This window comes from Streptomyces sp. NBC_01426, assembly GCF_036231985.1.
Taxonomy (GTDB): domain Bacteria; phylum Actinomycetota; class Actinomycetes; order Streptomycetales; family Streptomycetaceae; genus Streptomyces.
Map to the genome: position 1 here is coordinate 2,325,695 of NZ_CP109500.1, position 16,599 is coordinate 2,342,293.

The 16,599-nt window shown below is 69.9% G+C and carries 12 protein-coding genes; 2 read left to right on the forward strand and 10 right to left on the reverse strand.

The window, feature by feature from the left end; all coding sequences use genetic code 11:
• Positions 1-79: 79 nt before the first annotated feature.
• The gene (locus tag OG906_RS10025) at positions 80-1,633 is read left to right on the forward strand and encodes an MFS transporter (RefSeq protein ID WP_329441895.1); all 1,554 of its coding nucleotides are present in this window, start codon (positions 80-82) and stop codon (positions 1,631-1,633) included.
• Positions 1,634-1,711: 78 nt separating this feature from the next.
• On the opposite strand, the gene OG906_RS10030 is transcribed toward OG906_RS10025, so the two are convergent.
• The 7 genes from OG906_RS10030 to nrdR form a co-directional block, all read right to left on the reverse strand.
• Positions 1,712-3,388: a DUF4153 domain-containing protein gene (locus tag OG906_RS10030; protein ID WP_329441897.1), complete on the reverse strand. Its 1,677-nt coding sequence runs from the start codon at positions 3,386-3,388 to the stop codon at positions 1,712-1,714.
• Between the two features lie 246 nt (positions 3,389-3,634).
• Entirely contained in the window at positions 3,635-4,549 is a 915-nt protein-coding gene (locus OG906_RS10035) for an ADP-ribosylglycohydrolase family protein (protein ID WP_329441898.1), read from the reverse strand.
• An 11-nt stretch (positions 4,550-4,560) separates the two neighbouring features.
• Positions 4,561-5,220, reverse strand: a complete 660-nt coding sequence (locus OG906_RS10040; RefSeq protein WP_053676307.1) for a histidine phosphatase family protein — start codon at positions 5,218-5,220, stop codon at positions 4,561-4,563.
• Between the two features lie 72 nt (positions 5,221-5,292).
• On the reverse strand, positions 5,293-5,898 hold the full coding sequence (locus OG906_RS10045) for a YdbC family protein (RefSeq protein ID WP_329441900.1): 606 nt from the start codon (positions 5,896-5,898) through the stop codon (positions 5,293-5,295).
• A 32-nt stretch (positions 5,899-5,930) separates the two neighbouring features.
• Positions 5,931-6,767: an arylamine N-acetyltransferase family protein gene (locus tag OG906_RS10050; RefSeq protein WP_329441901.1), complete on the reverse strand. Its 837-nt coding sequence runs from the start codon at positions 6,765-6,767 to the stop codon at positions 5,931-5,933.
• Positions 6,768-6,975: 208 nt separating this feature from the next.
• Entirely contained in the window at positions 6,976-9,864 is a 2,889-nt protein-coding gene (locus OG906_RS10055; protein WP_329441902.1) for a vitamin B12-dependent ribonucleotide reductase, read from the reverse strand.
• 156 nt (positions 9,865-10,020) lie between these two features.
• Positions 10,021-10,536, reverse strand: coding sequence for a transcriptional regulator NrdR (gene nrdR, locus OG906_RS10060; protein ID WP_267803481.1), 516 nt, complete (start codon positions 10,534-10,536; stop codon positions 10,021-10,023).
• A 473-nt stretch (positions 10,537-11,009) separates the two neighbouring features.
• Here nrdR and lexA point away from each other — a divergent pair, with 473 nt between their 5' ends.
• Positions 11,010-11,801 carry a transcriptional repressor LexA gene (lexA, locus tag OG906_RS10065; protein WP_329441905.1) on the forward strand — a complete coding sequence of 264 codons (792 nt, stop codon included), beginning with the start codon at positions 11,010-11,012 and terminating at the stop codon, positions 11,799-11,801.
• A 114-nt stretch (positions 11,802-11,915) separates the two neighbouring features.
• Here lexA and OG906_RS10070 read toward each other — a convergent pair whose 3' ends face one another.
• From OG906_RS10070 to OG906_RS10080, 3 genes are all read right to left on the reverse strand, one after another.
• On the reverse strand, positions 11,916-13,886 hold the full coding sequence (locus OG906_RS10070) for an ATP-dependent DNA helicase (RefSeq protein WP_329441907.1): 1,971 nt from the start codon (positions 13,884-13,886) through the stop codon (positions 11,916-11,918).
• A gap of 52 nt (positions 13,887-13,938) precedes the next feature.
• The gene (locus OG906_RS10075) at positions 13,939-15,795 is read right to left on the reverse strand and encodes an IucA/IucC family protein (protein ID WP_329441909.1); all 1,857 of its coding nucleotides are present in this window, start codon (positions 15,793-15,795) and stop codon (positions 13,939-13,941) included.
• 93 nt (positions 15,796-15,888) lie between these two features.
• Positions 15,889-16,572 carry a GNAT family N-acetyltransferase gene (locus OG906_RS10080; protein ID WP_329441911.1) on the reverse strand — a complete coding sequence of 228 codons (684 nt, stop codon included), beginning with the start codon at positions 16,570-16,572 and terminating at the stop codon, positions 15,889-15,891.
• Positions 16,573-16,599 lie beyond the last annotated feature (27 nt).

Below are 16,599 nucleotides of genomic sequence, written 5' to 3' on the forward strand. Positions count from 1 at the left end.
TGTTCACTAAGCGTCGACTCCTACCGTGGACCCGCAGTGAACGGAAGCGTTCACTATTTCACTTTGGGGGGGATCCTCAGTGACGAGCACTCAACTGGCCACGCCACGAATACCCGGCGCCGCCCGACGTCCCGGGCGCCCGGGAGTGGCACTCGCGGTCATCGCCGCCTGCCAGCTCATGGTGGTTCTCGACGCGACGATCGTGAACATCGCGCTCCCCCACATCCAGACCGCGCTCTCCTTCTCCACCACCGACCTGTCCTGGGTGATCAGCGCGTACACCTTGGCCTTCGGCGGTCTGTTGCTGCTCGGCGGCCGGGCCGGCGACATCCTGGGGCGACGCCGTGTCTTCATCACCGGCATCCTGCTCTTCACGCTCGCCTCGCTCCTCGGCGGTTTCGCCCAGGAGCCCTGGCAACTGCTGGCGGCCCGCGCCCTCCAGGGAGTCGGCGGTGCGATCGCCTCCCCGACCTCCCTCGCCCTGATCACCACGACCTTCGCCGAGGGTCCCGAACGCAATCGCGCCTTCGGCGTGTTCGCGGCCGTCTCGGCGGGTGGCGGCGCGATCGGCCTGTTGACGGGCGGCATGCTCACCGAGTGGCTCGACTGGCGATGGGTCCTCTTCGTCAACGTGCCGATCGGCATCCTGATCGCCGTCCTCGCACCGCTCTACATCAGCGAGTCCGAACGCCATCCCGGTCGCTTCGACATCGCCGGGGCCCTCACGTCCACCGGCGGCATGGCCTCGCTCGTCTACGGCTTCATCCGCGCGTCGGAGGACGGTTGGCGCGACGCGCTCACCCTCGGCTCCTTCGCCGCCGCCGTCGTACTCCTCGGGTTGTTCGTGTTCGTCGAATCGCGGGCCCGCGAACCGATCATCCCGCTGCGGATGTTCGCCGACCGCAACCGCGCCGGCACCTACGTGATCATGCTCGGCCTGGCCGCCGCGATGTTCGGCATGTTCTTCTTCATCGTCCAGTTCGTGCAGAACGTGCTCGGCTTCTCCCCGATCCGTTCCGGACTCGGTTTCCTGCCCGTCACCGTCGCCATCGTGACGGCCGCCGGACTCTCCCAGCGCTTCCTGCCGCGCTTCGGGCCCAAGCCGTTCATGGTCCTCGGGTCCGCGCTCACCGGGGTGGGCCTGACCTGGCTGGCGTTCATCCGCACGGACAGTTCGTACGTGTCCGGGGTGTTGGGGCCGATGCTCCTCTTCGGCTTCGGCATGGGGCTCAACTTCGTGACCCTCACCCTCACCGCCGTCTCCGGGGTGGCGCCGAGGGAGGCCGGCGCGGCCTCCGGTCTGCTGAACGCCGCCCAGCAGGTCGGTGGCTCGCTCGGTCTGTCCATCCTGGTGACCGTCTTCGGCACGGCCGGTCGCGACGAGGCCGAGAAGCAGGTCCCCGCGTTCCTGGCGCAGGCGGAACCGGAGCAACTGGCGGCCTTCAAGGCGACCGGCCGGCTGCCCGACCCGTGGGGCGACATCGTCCTCACCCGGGGCATCTCCACCGCGTTCATCGCCGCCGTGGCGATGTCCGGACTCGCCCTGGCCACGGCACTGTTGGTGATCCGGGTGCGCAAGAGCGACCTGGAGGCCCTCAACGGAACCGCGGAGAAGGCCGGCCCCGTGGGCTGAGCACGGCCCGAAGGGGGGTCGCCGGCCGGCACGGCGACCCTCCCCCGACGCCCCTGCGCACGCGTTTGAGTACGGGTGTCAGTACTCGCTGCGGCCGCCGTACAGTCCGAGCCGTACGCAGTCGTGGGCGGTGGCCGTGACCGGGCGCGCGTCGAGGATCCGGCGCGCGCGGGACTGCGCCAGGCTCGTCGCAAACCAGGGCGCGCCCTTGGACTCCGCCAGGTCGTCGCGGACTCCGATCAGGGCGCAGGAGCGCTGAGGTTCGGGCAGGCGGTCCAGGGCGGGCGCGGCATCGGCCGACAGATGGCGGAAGTACTCCACGTCGATCTTGTCGTCCGACGTGTACCGGGCGACGTTCGTCTCGGCGATGATCCCGTCCGGGGACATCAGCCCGAAGGCCAGGACGGTGGCGGCGGCACTGCCTGCCACCGCACGGGCCAGCCAACGCCCGCCGAACACGCCGGCCGCCATGAGCAGCACGATCACGAGCCCGAGCCACAGTTCCATGGTGACCACCGACAGGCGCAGCCGGGTCAGCCCGTACGCGTCCACGTACAGGTCCATCCGGCGCACCGCGGAGGCCACCACGACCAGTGTCAGCAGGCACAGGGTGCCCAGGACCACCCGGACGAAGCGGCGGTCGCCCGCACCGCCGCGGGGTGCCCAGCGCAGGGCGAGGGCGATGACGGCCAGGACGAACACGGTGGCCCAGAGCAACTGCCAGAAGCCCTGGCGGGCGTACTCGGCGTAGGTCAGCCCCGTACGGTCCAGGACCTTGCCGTACCCGCCGAACAGGACGGCCAGTTGCACCGCGATGAACCCCGCGAACAGCAGGTTGAGCACGACGAGCGGAAGCGCCCACTCCACGCGGGAGCGTGGCTTGCCCGGGGTCGTCGCGACACGGTCCCAGCGCAGCGGAGCCGCGGCGGTCCGGGCGACGGACAGGGCGCAGAGCGCACCCACCAGGAACAGGGCGACGCGGAACGGGCTCTCCCCGACGGAGACGTCCGGCGTCAGACCGCCCAGCAGATCCGCGAAGGCCGCGTCGGCGGAGGCGAACAGCGCCCCGAACACGAACAGGAGGACGACGGCCACGACGGTCGCCTTGGCGATGGGCATCCAGCGCGTACGGTCCACCCCGCCGCCGCGCGAACGCACCCCCTCCCAGGCCCAGCCGACCCCGGTGACCGCCGTGTCGATCAACCCGAGCGGGGCGAGCAGCACGCCCGGCCAGCGGCGGGTTCCGTGCAGGGCCAGAGCGGCCAGGAAGACGGCGGCGAGGACCGCGAGCGTGCTCGGCCAGGCGGAGTCGCGCAGGGCCGGCACGACGAGCAGGGCCACGCAGCCGAGGGACCAGACCACGGTCCAGGGTCGGACCGTGCGACCGGCCGCACGGGCGGCGACGTACGCGGCGGCCATGGCGGGCAGCGCGGCGAGCAGCAGCCCGGGGCCGACGCCGTCGCCGAGGAAGACCGCGGTGGCGAGACCGGCGACGAGCACGGCGACCAGGGTGGCGGTGCGGATCGGAGCGGGTGGCGCGGACCGGACCCGCCGGGCCAACGACGCCTGCGCCCGCGCCGCGGCGGCAGCCTGGGCCTGCCCCGCCCCTGAGGCCCCCGCGCCGGGAGCCCCGGCGCCGGACGTATCGCCTCCGGACGTACCGGTACCGGCCACGGTCCCGGGCTCCGCGGACCGCTCGCCGGCGGTCTCGCCTCCGGTCGCATCGTGTTTCGCCTTGTCGGCGTTCTCAGACATCAGGTCCCTCCCCTGTCAGCCGCTCCCGGAGTGCGTGAGACGAGAGCGGCGAAGCGGACAGGGTAGGCCGGGGTCAGGCAGTTTTGAACATATTCAAGAAGCCCTTGTGTCAGGACCGTGACAATCACATCGGCCCACCCCCGCCGCGTCCGCGCACGGGGCCGCCCCTCGGCAGGACAACGCGAAGGGCGCCCGGGTACCAAGTAGCCGGGCGCCCTCGGGGCCGGAAGATCCAGACCGGACGGACTAGCGCGCCGCGTCGGGCAACCACGCCGGAAGGGCCTCGGTGCGCGACAGCCATGCCGCCGGCAGCACCGCGTCCCCCCGGGCACCCAGCACTCCGCCGACGATCGCGCACGTCGTGTCCACGTCCCCGCCCACCTGTGCGGTGGTCCAGAACGCCTGCTCGTAGTCGTCCAGTGACCGGGCCGCCGACCACAGCGCGAACGGCACCGTGTCGTGGGCGCTCGTGCGCCGCCCACATCCCAGGACCGCCGCGACCGTGGTCGCGTCGTCGTAGTCGAGCATCCCGCGCGCCCGACGCAGTCCGGCGCCCACCGCGCTGCGCGGCACCAGCGCGATCACCGCGTCCAACAGGTCGGCGGCCTTCGGCGGGCCGGTCGGAGCCGCCGCCAGCGAGGCGGCCGCGGCGACGGCCATCGCTCCGCAGACCGCCTCGCGGTGCTGGTGGGTGGTGTACGCGGAGATCTCGGCCTGGTGCGTGGCCTGCTCGGGGTCGTCCGCGTACCAGGCGCCCAGCGGCGCGATCCGCATGGCGGCCCCGTTGCCCCACGAGCCCTGGCCGTTGAACAGTTCGGCCGCCTGCGTGCGCCAGTCCGCGCCTTCTCGGATCAGCCGCAGCATCCGGTTCACGGCAGGCCCGTAGCCGCGGTCGAAGTCGTGGTGGTGGGCGAAGGACAGCGCGAGCGCGTCCTGGTCGATGCGCCCGTGCTCGGCGAGCACGGCCACCACCGAGCAGGCCATCTCGGTGTCGTCGGTCCACTGCCAGGCGTCGGTGCCGGCGGGGACCTCACGCCGCTTGAGCCGTGGATAGTTCACGGGAACGAAGTACTGGGAGCCCAGAGCGTCACCCAGTGCCAGCCCTCGGAGGCTGGACATGGCGCGTGCGTAGCGCCTTTCGGAGGAGGAGTCAGCGGTCATCGCGCGCCACTCTAGCCGTCCAGGTCATAAGGCTCGGGTGTGGTCCACCGCTCAAATGGGCGGTCCATCCGGTACCGGCCGTCCGAGCCGAGCAGCAGCGCGCGGAATTCCCCGTTCCCGGGGTTGGACAGGCACTCGAACTCGGCCACCGACCAATGGAACCAGCGCATGCAGAACAGCCGCATCGTCAACCCGTGCGTCACCACCAGAACGTTCTCGGGGTGATCCTCGGCCTCGAAGCTGCGGTAGAGGCTCTCCAGGAAGGAACCGACCCGGTCGTAGACGTCCGCACCCGACTCCCCCTGGGCGAAGCGGTAGAAGAAGTGCCCGTAGGCGTCCCGGTACGCCTTCTGCAACCGCACGTCGTCCCGGTCCTGCCAGTTGCCCCAGTCCTGTTCCCGCAGTCGGGGTTCCTCGCGCATCCGGACCCGGGTCGGGTCCAGGCGCAGCTCGCGGAAGGTCTGCAGGGTCCTGCGGTACGGGGAGACGTAGGCGCTGATGGACTCGTCACCGAAGAGTTCGCGCAGCCGAACGCCGGCCTCGGCGGCCTGTTCCCGTCCGGTCCGGGTCAGGCGCAGGGCATGATCGGGCTCCCGCTCGTACACCGTGTCGTCGGCGTTCCCCTCCGACTCCCCGTGTCGAACAAGGACGATGCGCCGTGGTCGAACCATCCCACGACCCTATTCGGACATCTTGTTCCCCGCGCACCGGGCTCGCCGCTCACGCCGGCGGTCGTCGTACGGTCATACCGTCCAGGAGGGTTCGAGGTCGACGACGTCGCCCGTGAGCGCCTCCACGTCGGCCTCGGTCTGGGCGCGCAGCGACAGCCGCTCGACCCGCTCCTGTCGGTACTTGCCGTGTTCGGCGGCCGCGCGCCACATCGACAAGACCAGGAACTCACGGCCCGGGGCCTCCCCGAAGAGGCCCCGGATCATGCCGGGCGACCCCGCCATGGCCGGGTTCCACACCTTCTCCTGCATGAGCGCGAAGTGGTCCACGCGGCCCTCGCGTACCCGGGTGTGGGCGACCCGGACGACGTCGGCGTCGGAGAAGCGCGGCTCGAAGCCGGTCTTCACGTCGAAGCGGTAATCGAAGAGCGTGACCCGCGCGTCGGTGTAGGTGCCGTTCTGGGACGCGGCCAGCCGGTCGTGCGAGCGGGCCATGAAGGAGTCGTAGAAGGAGCGGCTCTCCCAGAACGCGAAGACGTGCGCGACGCCTTGCCGGCCCCGGCTCCATCCGCCGCCCTGCCCCCGGAAGCCCGGCTCCCCCGGAAGCCCCGCCCATTTGCGCTGCCCACGCTCGAACCCGCGTCGGTCCGTCACCGTGCAGCGAATCCACTTGACCAGCACCGCGCCATCGTACGGGCCCGGCGCGGTCCGGGTCAGTCCCCGGCCCGATGGATCCGCACCAGTTCCGCGGCGTCCCGCTCGGGCAGTCGAAGTCCGAACTCGCGGTCGAGCACGGTGATCAGCTCGTCCGGTGCCACGCTCTCCCGATCGAGGCGTCCGTCCGGATACAAGCGGGTGAGTTCCCTCCCCACGAGGGCCACGCGCACGGACTCTCCGGGGTACTGGACGATGACCTTGCCGACGAACGCGGAGTGCGGGTGGGAGGAGCTGTAGTGGTTCAGCACCACGTAGTCGACGGGGTGGTACGCCTGAGGCGAGAACGCGTACAGGTCACGCCACTCCTCCCCGCGCAGTGAGCGGAGCACCAGGACGCCGTCCTCCTCCGCGCGGACGGCGTACGTCCACCGCCCCTGCCGCACCTCGACTCCGGTACGCGCGAGCGGTACGGGTTCGCGCGGCCCGGGGTGGCCGAACCCGGCGTCGCACAGCCACGGTTCGCCCTCGACGGTGACGACGAGGACGGCGTGCGTCACCGCGAGCAGCGTGTCACCCCGGGTGCGGTTGCGGGCCCCGCGCCCGGCGACCTCGAAGCCGATCCGCTCCAGGGCGGCGGCCAGCAGCGAGTTCTGTTCGTAGCAGTAGCCGCCTCGGCGACCGTGCACGATCTTGTCCTGCAGTGCCTTGACGTCCAGCGCGACGGGACGGCCGAGCGTGACGTCCAGGCTCTCGAAGGGAATGGCGGCGATGTGGGCCCGGGTCACTGCGTACAACGTCTGCAGGTCGGGCCGGAGTTCCCGGCCACCCGCCCCGGTCTCCAGGCCGATCCTCGCCAGATAGGCGTCCAGGTCCAGCTCGTCAGAACTCCACACGGCTTCCCGCTCCCCCGCACACTCCACGGCGCCCGATCGGCGCGCCCCGCACAATGATCGGCATGACCGCCCTCCGCACCAACCCGCCTCGGCTCGTCGCGCACACGCCGAAGGGGACCGACCATCAGGTCGATCCCCTTCGTGAGCCACCGCTCAGCCGGCCGTGCCGATCACGCGGGACGACCGTCCCGCGCGATCACGCCCGGTGTCAGCTGCAGCCGCTGGTGGAGCCGCAGCCCTCGCAGATGTAGCAGGAGCCGGCGCGCTGCATCTTCGTACCGCAGGAGAAGCAGAGCGGGGCGTCGGCGGAGACACCCAGCTGCATCTCGACGAGTTCGGCGCTGGAGTGCGCCGTCTTCGGGGCCGCGGCCGCGACGGCCGTGACCGGCTTCGGCGCGGGAACTGCGGCGAGCGGGGCCGACTGGGCCAGCGTCTCGGTGTCGATCTGCTCTCCGTCCAGCGGCTCGTAGGAACCGGTGTCGAGGTGACGCTGACGCTCCTCGGCGGAGTGGATGCCGAGGGCGGAGCGGGTCTCGAAGGGCAGGAAGTCGAGCGCCACGCGACGGAAGATGTAGTCGACGATCGACTGCGCCATCCGCACGTCCGGGTCGTCCGTCATGCCGGCCGGCTCGAAGCGCATGTTCGTGAACTTCGAGACGTACGTCTCCAGCGGGACGCCGTACTGCAGACCGACCGAGACGGCGATGGAGAAGGCGTCCATCATGCCCGCGAGGGTCGAACCCTGCTTGGACATCTTCAGGAAGACCTCGCCCAGACCGTCGTCCGGGTAGGAGTTCGCCGTCATGTAGCCCTCGGCGCCACCGACCGTGAAGGAGGTGGTGATCCCCGGGCGGCCCTTGGGGAGGCGCTTGCGGACGGGGCGGTACTCGATGACCTTCTCGACCGCCGCGCGGATGGTCTCCTCGGCCTTCTCGGTGACCTCGACCTTCTCCGCTTCCTTCTTCTTCGCGGAGAGGGGCTGACCGACCTTGCAGTTGTCGCGGTAGATCGCCAGCGCCTTGACGCCCAGCTTCCACGCCTCGAAGTAGATCTCCTCGATCTCCTCGACGGTCGCCGTCTCCGGCATGTTGACCGTCTTCGAGATCGCGCCGGAGATCCAGGGCTGGATCGCGGCCATCATGCGGACGTGCCCCATCGCGGAGATGGAACGCTCGCCCATGGCGCAGTCGAAGACCGAGTAGTGCTCCGCCTTCAGACCCGGGGCGTCGACGACCACACCGTGCTCGGCGATGTGGGTGACGATCGCCTCGATCTGCTCCTCCTGGTAACCCAGGCGGCGCAGGGCCTGCGGGACGGTGCCGTTGACGATCTGCATCGAGCCGCCGCCGACGAGCTTCTTGAACTTGACCAGGGCCAGGTCCGGCTCGACACCGGTGGTGTCGCAGGACATCGCGAGACCGATGGTGCCGGTCGGCGCGAGGACGGAGGCCTGGGAGTTGCGGAAGCCGTTCTTCTCGCCGAGGAGCAGGACGTCCTGCCAGGCCTCGGTGGCCGCGGCCCAGATGGAGTTGTCCAGGTCCTGGGTGCGCGGCGCGACGGCGTTGGCGTCGGCGTGCTGCTTCATGACGCGCTTGTGCGAGTCGGCGTTGCGGGCGTAGCCGTCGTACGGGCCCACGATCGCGGCCAGCTCGGCGGAGCGCTTGTACGCGGTGCCCGTCATCAGCGAGGTGATCGACGCGGCGAGGGTGCGGCCGCCGTCCGAGTCGTACGCGTGACCCGTGGCCATCAGCAGGGCGCCGAGGTTGGCGTAGCCGATGCCCAGCTGACGGAAGGCGCGGGTGTTCTCGCCGATCTTCTGGGTCGGGAAGTCCGCGAAGCAGATGGAGATGTCCATCGCGGTGATGACGAGCTCGACGACCTTGGCGAAGCGCTCGGCGTCGAAGGCCTGGTTGCCCTTGCCGTCGTCGTCGAGGAACTTCATCAGGTTCAGCGAGGCGAGGTTGCAGGACGTGTTGTCCAGGTGCATGTACTCGCTGCAGGGGTTGGACGCGGTGATGCGGCCGGACTCGGGGCAGGTGTGCCAGTTGTTGATCACACCGTCGTACTGGATGCCCGGGTCGGCGCAGGCCCACGCGGCCTCGGCGAGCTTGCGGAAGAGCGCCTTGGCGTCGACCTTCTCGATGACCTCGCCGGTCATGCGGGCCCGCAGGCCGAACTCGGTGCCGTTCTCGACGGCCGTCATGAACTCGTCGTTCACGCGGACGGAGTTGTTGGCGTTCTGGTACTGGACGGACGTGATGTCGTCGCCGCCCAGGTCCATGTCGAAGCCCGCGTCGCGCAGGGCGCGGATCTTCTCCTCTTCCTTCACCTTGGTGGCGATGAAGTCCTCGACGTCCGGGTGGTCCACGTCCAGGACGACCATCTTGGCGGCGCGACGGGTGGCGCCACCGGACTTGATCGTTCCTGCGGACGCGTCCGCGCCCCGCATGAAGGAGACCGGGCCGGAGGCGTTGCCGCCGGAGGAGAGGAGCTCCTTGGAGGAGCGGATGCGGGAGAGGTTCAGGCCGGCGCCGGAGCCGCCCTTGAAGATCATGCCCTCTTCCTTGTACCAGTCGAGGATCGACTCCATGGAGTCGTCGACGGCCAGGATGAAGCAGGCGGAGACCTGCTGCGGCTGGGGCGTGCCGACGTTGAACCACACCGGGGAGTTGAAGCTGAAGATCTGGTGCAGGAGGGCGTAGGTCAGCTCGTGCTCGAAGATCTCCGCGTCCGCGGGCGAGGAGAAGTAGTCGAAGTCCTCGCCGGCCTTCGTGTACGTCTTCACGATCCGGTCGATGAGCTGCTTCAGGCCGGTCTCGCGCTGCGGGCTGCCGACCGCGCCGCGGAAGTACTTGCTGGTGACGATGTTGACCGCGTTCACCGACCAGAAGTCGGGGAACTCGACGCCACGCTGCTCGAAGTTGACCGAACCGTCGCGCCAGTTGGTCATGACGACGTCACGACGCTCCCAGCTCACCTCGTCGTACGGGTGCACGCCCGGGGTGGTGTGGATGCGCTCGATCCGCAGGCCGCTCTTGGTGGCCTTGGTCCCCTTGGCTCGGGAACCTCGCGCCGAGCTGCTCGCCGTCTCTGTCATGGCCGCCTCCCATATGCGGGCAAAAACGCCCTAAAGTGCCAGCGCTATTCCGCGGCACGGTGCTGTGTGTCTTGTATCTACGAATCTGCTCCCGGCTACCGCCGGGAGGCGCCTCGAATCGACCGGGCAGACCGCGCTGCTGTGCGGCCGGTCAGGTCAGTCGGAGGCGGAGGCGGGCACGGGGACGACCGAGGGGGTCCCACCGGGCTCGACCTCAGGGGGATGAGGCCGCCGCTCGCGCAATTCCACGATGGCGGTCTCGAAGTCTTCGAGGGTGTCGAACGCTTTGTAGACGGATGCGAACCGCAGGTAGGCGACCAGGTCGAGTTCCTGCAACGGGCCGAGTATGGCCAGACCCACGTCATGGGTGGTCAGCTCGGCACTCCCGGTGGCGCGCACCGCCTCCTCGACCCGTTGGCCGAGCTTGGCGAGGGCGTCCTCGGTGACCGGTCGACCCTGGCACGCCTTGCGGACGCCAGAGATGACCTTGGAGCGACTGAAGGGTTCGGTCACCCCGCTGCGCTTGATCACCATCAGCGAGGCCGTCTCCACCGTCGTGAAGCGACGGGAGCAGTCGGGGCACTGACGGCGCCGCCGGATCGACGTGCCGTCGTCCGTGGTGCGGCTGTCGACTACGCGGCTGTCGGGGTGCCTGCAGAAGGGGCAGTGCATGGTTCCCTCACCCTCCTTCTCGGCACGACTGAATCACCCCACGGAGCCCCTGAACGGCGGAGGAAACGGTCCCGCCGGGGGCTCGTGAAGCAGCCACCAGCATATGCGATGTCGGGGGCTCCGGCGGACCGGGGACCACAACTTCTGGGCGGCAGCGCTCATCCAACCACTAGATCTTGGGTTGCGGTGGATTTACATCGCTCAGCGTGTCGCGGCGTGAGCCGACCGCGTCCGGGCACCCTCGGTGCCACACTGGACGCCGGCCCGGACCCTGGCGATCCAACCCGGAAGGGTACCGTAAGCAGCGAACGCGGGACCGAATCCACGTTCGACTGATGGTCTGCCTATACACCTCTTGCGACATCTCAAGTGAACGATCCTTGCTTTTTCACTCGAACGTGTGTTTGGCGCAACCTTTCGAAAGCAACTACCGTTGTCCAACTAGGGAGAACATTTCGAGAGGGGCCGCAGACGTGACCACGACCGCAGACAGTGCCACCATCACTGCCCAGAACCGCTCCCAGAGCCGACTTGAGCCGGTGCATTCCATGAATGACGCAAGTCAGAATCCGGAGACGGAGCCCGCCCGCCCCGCTCGCTCGCTGCCAGGGCGACCTCCAGGCATCCGCGCCGACAGTTCCGGACTCACGGACCGGCAGCGGAGGGTCATCGAGGTCATCCGCGACTCCGTGCAGCGCAGGGGCTACCCGCCGTCGATGCGGGAGATCGGCCAGGCGGTGGGACTGTCCAGCACCTCGTCGGTCGCGCACCAGCTGATGGCCCTGGAGCGCAAGGGCTTCCTGCGCCGCGACCCGCACCGCCCCCGGGCGTACGAGGTGCGCGGCTCGGACCAGCCCAGCTCGCAGCCCACGGACACCACCGGCAAGCCTGCCGCGTCGTACGTGCCCCTGGTGGGTCGGATCGCGGCCGGCGGCCCGATCCTCGCCGAGGAATCGGTCGAGGACGTGTTCCCCCTCCCCCGCCAGCTGGTGGGTGACGGCGAGCTCTTCGTCCTCAAGGTCGTCGGCGACTCGATGATCGAGGCCGCGATCTGTGACGGTGACTGGGTCACCGTCCGGCGCCAGCCCGTCGCGGAGAACGGCGACATCGTCGCCGCGATGCTGGACGGCGAGGCCACGGTCAAGCGGTTCAAGCGCGAAGACGGCCATGTCTGGCTGCTCCCGCACAACGCCGCCTACCAGCCCATTCCGGGCGACGAGGCGACCATCCTCGGCAAGGTCGTCGCCGTACTGCGCAGGGTCTGACCCTCGCGCCCTCAGCCAGCTCCGGGACCTACTGCGCCGGTCCCGGAGCTGCTTCGTGTCCGCATCCGTTCCCGTGGTTCCACCGCTTCGTCACTGCCGCCCCCTCGGGGACGGCTACTTGCCGTCCGCCTGGGCGGTCGCGTCGATGGCGGCCAGCGAGCGACGCACCTGGTTCCGGTCCGTCGTGTACCAGAAGTCCGGGAGCGTGGCGCGTAGGAAGCTGCCGTACCGAGCCGTCGCGAGTCGGGGGTCCAGGACCGCGACCACGCCCTTGTCGCCCGTCGCCCGGACGAGCCGGCCCGCGCCCTGGGCCATCAGCAGCGCCGCGTGTGTGGCGGCCACCGCCATGAAGCCGTTGCCACCGTGCTCCTCGACCGACTTCTGTCGCGCGCTCATCAAGGGGTCGTCGGGGCGCGGGAACGGGATCCGGTCCATGATCACGAGCTGGCAGCTGGGCCCCGGAACGTCGACGCCCTGCCACAGGGAGAGCGTCCCGAACAGGCAGGTCTTGGGATCTGCGGCGAAGGCCTTGATCAACTCGCCGAGCGTCTCCTCGCCCTGGAGCAGGATCGGGTGGTCGAGCCGCTCGCGCAGTTCCTCGGCGGCGGCCTTGGCGCCCCGCATGGAGGAGAAGAGGCCGAGGGTACGACCGCCGGCCGCCTCGATCAGTTCGGCGAGCTCGTCCATCATGTCGCCGCGGGTGCCCTCCCGGCCGGGCGTGGCCAGGTGCTTGGCGACGTACAGGATTCCCTGCTTGGGGTAGTCGAACGGGGAGCCCACGTCCAGACCCCGCCAGACGGGTGCGTCGTCGCCCTCCACCCCTTCCGGGGACAGGCCCATCGACGCGGCGACCCCGTTGAAGTCCCCGCCGAGCTTGAGCGTGGCGGAGGTGAGGACCACCGAGCGGTCCTCGAACAGCTTCTCGCGCAGCAGCCCAGACACCGACAGCGGTGCCACGCGCAGGGTGGCGCCGAAGCGGTCGTGCCGCTCGTACCAGACGACGTCGTATTCGGAACCGAGGACGATCCGCTCCGCCACTCCGTGGATGCTCTCCACGGCGGCGAGGGCCTGCTTGCGCACGGCGTCCTCGTCCTGCACGGACTTATCGCGGGTGTTGCCGATCGCCGAGATCACGTTGCGCGCGGAGTCGCGGAGGGACATCAGGGCGTAGCCGAGGTCCTCGGGGACCGTCTCCAGCCGGCCAGGGAGCGCCAGTTCCATGACGCGCTCGAACGATTCGGAGGCGGTCTGCAGGGCATCGGCCGTCTTCTCGTCCACGAGCTTCGCGACGCGCTTCACGGCCCGGTTGACCTGCCCCGGGGTGAGCTCGCCGGTTGCGACGCCCGTCACCCGGGAGACCAGCTCGTGGGCCTCGTCCACGATCAACACCTCGTGCTGCGGCAGCACCGGCGCGCCCTGGATGGCGTCGATGGCGAGCAGCGCGTGGTTGGTGACGACCACGTCGGCGAGTTTGGCCCGTTCCCGGGCGGCCTCGGCGAAGCACTCGGCGCCGTAGGCGCACTTCGTCGCTCCCAGGCACTCGCTGGATGAGACGGAGATCTGTTGCCACGCCTTGTCGGAGACGCCGGGCGTCAGGTCGTCACGATCGCCCGTCTCTGTCTCGTCCGCCCAGTCGCGCAGGCGCAGGAGGTCCTTCCCGAGCTTGCTGCTGGGGGTGGCCGCCTCGAACTGGTCGAAGAGGCCCTCCTCCTCGTCCTGCGGTGCGCCCTCGTGCAGACGGTGCAGGCACAGGTAGTTGGAACGGCCCTTGAGCATGGCGAACTGCGGGCGGCGGCGGAGCTGCGGATGCAGCGCCTCCACCGTCCGGGGCAGGTCGCGCTCGACGAGCTGGCGCTGGAGGGCCAGGGTCGCGGTGGCGACGACCACGCGCTCGCCGTGTGCGAGGGCGGGCACCAGGTAGCCGAGGGACTTGCCGGTGCCGGTGCCTGCCTGGATCAGCCGGTGGGAGTTCTCGTCGATCGCTTCGGCAACGGCTTCGGCCATGGCCACCTGGCCGGGCCGCTCCGTGCCGCCGACGGCGGAGACGGCGGCGTGCAGCAGGTCGGGGAGGGAGGGCTTCGTCATAGCACTGCCAACCCTACGGGGCGCCACTGACAGTGCCCGCATCGGCGAGTGATCACGAGCGGTGGAGGGGGTTGGGGACGGTGCCGTGCGTGACGGCGTGCGGGCGGTCCGGCCGGTCGCGGTAGCCGTCCTCGTGGAGCCGGTTGCGGTTGAGGCAGAGCCGGTCGATCCGCTCGCTGAGCAGGTCGAAGAGCTCGAAGCGCTCCTTGAGCTCCGGGAATCGGGACTGGTGGTGGAGGATTTCCGCCCGGACGAGGGACCAGAAGTCGTCCTCGGGGACACCGAGCCGGTCGTCGCAGATCGCGGACAGGTAGCGGAAGACGCCGATGAACAGTCCGGAGTGGATGAACTGGGTGAGGAAGGCCGGCGGCTCGGTGAGGAGGGCGGCGCGGACCTCGGCGGGCATCGACTCGTGTTCGGGCAGCGGCTCGCGACTGATGTTGATGTCGTCCACGAAGTCCTTGACCGCCAGCCGGACGGGAACGTCGTTCTCGTCGAAGACCACGATGGCGTTCTCTCCGTGCGGCGAGAACACGGTCCCGTAGCGGTAGAGGAAGTGGAGGAGCGGCGGCAGCAGGGCGGCGAAGAGTCGCTGGAGCCACACGGTGGGGGTGAGTCCGGACCGGGCCACCAGCTCCGCCGTGAAGGAGCGGCCGCGCGGGTCCGTGTGGAGGAGCGAGGCGAGGGTGCGGGCCCGCTCGCCGGGGGCGAGACGGCCGGTCAGCGGCTCGCGCCAGATCGCCCCGAGGAGTTCCTTGTACTGGTACGGGACCTCGGGAAGGCGGTCGTAGACGGGGTGGCGGACGGTGACGGACGCGACCTCGCCCAGCAGGATGACCCCGCATTCGTCACGCAGGAAGGGATCGGAGTCACGGAGGGAGTGGATCCATCCGGTGACGGCGGGGGCGGCGAGTGCGAGATCGGAGGGCAGGCCCCGCCACACCATGGTGTTGAAGACGGAGAGCGGCAGTTTGACGCTGTGCCGATCGGGGCGGGTCAGGTTGAGGAAGGTGCGGATCGACTGTTGCGGGAGGCGCATGTCGAGGTCCGCGGGCAGCGGCACCAGGGCGCCCGACGCGAGGGCCGGCGCGAACAGGGGCAACACGATCTCGTCCCACTGCCAGGGGTGCACCGGGAGGTAGAGGTAGCCGCGCGGGTCGAGGCCGCGGTCGCGCAGGACGCGGTCGAAGCCGGCCCTGGTGACGGGGTCGAGTTCGGCGGAGTAGAGCCGGGCGGGATCTTCCAGACCGGCCGCGCCGCGGTACTCCGCCAGGGAGGTGTGGGCGGCGAGCCAGGGCAATCGTTGGCGGGTACGCGCCTCGGGAGCCCAGGCGGCGGTGTCGGAGGCGGACAGTCCGATGCGGCCCTTGTTGAGGACGAGCCAGGGGTGGCCCGTCTGGTGTCCTTCGAGCGCTGCGTAGTCGAGGTCGGCGAGTACGTCGGCGGTCAGGGCGTGGTGATCGAGGCGGGCGTCGGCGGCGAGGGTGGCGCTCAGCTCTCGGACCAGGTGACCGAGGGTCTCTCCGTCGAGCCGGAGGAGAGTGCGGGCGCGGACAAGGAACTCGTACGGGTCCCCGAACGCGGTCGAGGTCTCCGTGGAGGGGGGCGGCGGGGTGAGCGTGATGGTGTCGGGGGCGACCTGCCAGCTCCCGTAGGAACGACGGCGCGCTCGGAACCCGAGGTGACCACCGTCGTCGAGGGTCAGGGTCCAGGCGTCGCCCGCGGCGGACGGAGTCGGAACGGGACTGACGATCTCCTCGTACGCGAATTCGCCGAGCATCTTGGCCAGCAGCCTGCGGGCCGCGAAGTCCCAGGTCGATCCGTTGATCTCGGGCGGCGTGACCGGGTGCTGAGGCGACGGGGGCAGGGCGGGCTCCGCGGAGTCGGGGGCTTCGGGGAAATTCGGCACGGGACTCCTCGGAGATCGGGAACTTTGCTGCGTGACGCAGAGTTTTCGAAGGGAGAGGCGTGAGACGGATGCTTCGGGACGGTGGGGCGGCGATCAGATGAGATTGCGCAGCGCCCGCTCCCGGATCATCAGCGCCGCGCGCTTCTCGGGAAGGTCGATTTCAGCGGAATAGCGAAATCCGGAGTTCAAGAAGGCTGATACGGAGGGGGTGTTGCGGATGTCCGGTTCGGCGATGACGCGTGCGCAGCGTGGACGGTTGTCGAGCAGCAGGTCGGCGGCGGCGCGCAGCAGGGTGGTGCCCAGACCTCGGCCGCGGTTCGTGCCGGCTCCGATGAGCAGGTGGATACCGGTGTCGTGGGGGCGTGCCGGGTAGTACCGGGCGAGCGGGTCGAGGTCGGCCCGGTAGATCTCCCAGTAGCTCATCGGTGTGCCGTCGAGGAGGCCGAGGCAGGGAAGGCTGTGGCCGTCGCCGTCGAGCTGGGCCCGCAGGTGATCTGCGGTGGTCGAGGCCGGGCCGGCGAGTTCCCAATAGGCGGCCACCTCGGGGTCGTTCATCCATCCCGCGATGAGGTCCAGGTCTCTACGTGGGCGTACGGGTTCGAGGCGGAAGGCTCCGGCAGCGGTGGCGATGGCGTCCCAGGTGGCCGGGGAGTCGAGCAGGTCGGCTTCTGCGAGCAGGGGCCAGCGCTGCGGGGGGCGGCGCATGTGGCCGAGGGAGTATCCGGTTGTGGCGAGGGCTGAACCGACGGGACCGGTCGAGGTGTCGGTGGAGGGCATGGGGCTCTTCTCCGTGTCGGTACGGAC